Here is a 1,898-nt window from a genome sequence, read left to right on the forward strand (position 1 = left end):
CTATCGGCACGCACAGGATGGTCCTGTGCAAGGAGGCGATGCTCGCCTAATCTGCCTTTACCGGGCCATGGGCTCGCTTGTGCGAAAGGAGCTGTCGCCATGTCCACCAAAGACGATCCCAGTGCCCGGGAGCGCTGGGCCAGACTGCGCCTGCTGGTCATCGGGCAACTGCTGGCGGCCCCGCCGATACGGGGCGAATTGATGCGCCGACTGACCGAATTGAGCCGGCAGACCTGGCGCCATCCGATCCATGGGCGCGATGTACGCTTCGGCGTTTCCACGCTCGAACGCTGGCTGTCCCTGGCGCGGCGCAGCCCGGACCCGGCCACGCTGCTGGCCACGGTGCCGCGCTCCGATCTGGGCTGCGTGCGCGCTATCAGTACTGAACTGGCCGCCGCCATCCGAGACCAATACCTGACCCATCCCAAGTGGCACGTCCAGCTCCATTACGACAACCTCAAGCTCGTTACCGCGCCGGGCAGCCTGCCTTCGTACGCGTCGGTTCGGCGCTTCTTCCGCGCCCAAGGGCTGTGGCGCGAGCGCACACCGCTGTCCGGTCCGCAACGCGCGGCGCTTCCCGACGGCACGCGCGAAGTGCGCAGCTATGAGGCCACGCACGTTGGTTCGCTGACGCATCTGGACGGCCATCAAGGCTCGCTGCCGGTGCTGAACCGGCAAGGAGAATGGATCACGCCGATCGGCCTGTGCGTGATCGACGATTACTCGCGCCTGATCCTGCACCTGCAATGGTACGGCCACGAGAACACGCAATGCCTGGTGCATTGCTATTGCCAGGCGTTGCAGCGGCGCGGCCTGCCCAGGGCGATTTACAGCGACAACGGTTCGGCGATGATCGCCGGCGAGTTTCGCGCCGGGTTGCACCAGCTTGGCATCCTCGGCCTTAACACCCGGCCGCGCTCGGCATGGATGAATGGCAAGCAGGAGACCCTGTGGGGGCGGATCGAGGGGCGCCTGATGGCCATGCTCGACGCCGTTCCCAACCTGACCCTGGCGCAGCTCAATGAGGCGTCGTTTGCCTGGGTCGAGAACGAATACCATCAGACGGCGCATCGTGAATTGAACGGCGCCACGCCGCTGCAACGGTTCATCGCCGGCCCCAGCGTGATGCGCGACTGTCCCGATTCGGCCACCTTGCGGCGCCACTTCCGCATCGAGGTCAAACGTAGCCAACGCCGCAGCGATGGCACGGCATCACTCGATGGCATCCGCTTCGAGATCCCGCAGGTGTTCGCCCATCTGCGTGAACTGCGGCTGCGCTATGCACGCTGGGATCGCAGTTGCGCCGACATCGTCGATCCCCGCAGCGGCGACGTGCAAGCCACGATCTATCCGCTGGACAAGGCCAGGAACGCCGATGGCCGGCGCCGCCCGGTGGGGGTGTCGTCGCTGCCGGTGACGGCGCTCAAAGGCGAACGTGAAAGCGCAGGGCAAGGCGATGGGCGCGCCCCGCTGATGCGTCAGTTGCAGGCGCAATTCGCCGCCACGGGCCTGCCGCCAGCCTATCTTGAACTCGATGAAACCTGTCACGACCTGGAGCACAAAACATGAACCGTATCCTGTTGACCCAGTATGGCCTGAAATGGAATCCCTTCAGTACCGAGTTGCCCAGCGAAGCCTTGTATCTGTCGCCGAAAATGAGTGATTTCCTCTGGCGTATCGAGAACGTTCATGTACGTGAAGGTGGCTTCGCCATGATCACGGGCGACCCTGGCACCGGCAAGAGTGTGGTGCTGCGCGCCTTGGCCGACCGGCTTGAACGCCAGGCCGACTTGACGGTGGGCGTGCTCAATCATCCGCAAAGCAATCTGGGCGACTTCTACCGTGAGCTGGCAGAAGTGTTTGGCGTGGCCCTCAAGCCCAGCAATCACTGGGGTGGC

2 protein-coding genes are annotated in these 1,898 nt (G+C 64.4%); both read left to right on the forward strand.

Features of this window, described 5'->3' with window-relative positions:
• The first annotated feature begins 99 nt into the window (after nucleotides 1-99).
• On the forward strand, nucleotides 100-1,569 hold the full coding sequence (locus tag ACP7BV_RS26765) for a DDE-type integrase/transposase/recombinase (RefSeq protein ID WP_426107936.1): 1,470 nt from the start codon (nucleotides 100-102) through the stop codon (nucleotides 1,567-1,569).
• Nucleotides 1,566-1,898, forward strand: a 333-nt coding sequence (locus tag ACP7BV_RS26770; RefSeq protein WP_426107937.1) for an AAA family ATPase, incomplete at its 3' end; no start/stop codon positions are given. The genes ACP7BV_RS26765 and ACP7BV_RS26770, both read left to right, overlap by 4 nt.

This window comes from Massilia sp. TSP1-1-2 (assembly GCF_049896185.1).
Classification (GTDB): domain Bacteria; phylum Pseudomonadota; class Gammaproteobacteria; order Burkholderiales; family Burkholderiaceae_D; genus Telluria_A.

Coding starts and splice junctions, on each gene's coding strand:
- ACP7BV_RS26765 (WP_426107936.1), top strand. CDS start 100: ATGTCCACCAAAGACGATCCCAGTGCCCGGGAGCGCTGGGCCAGACTG.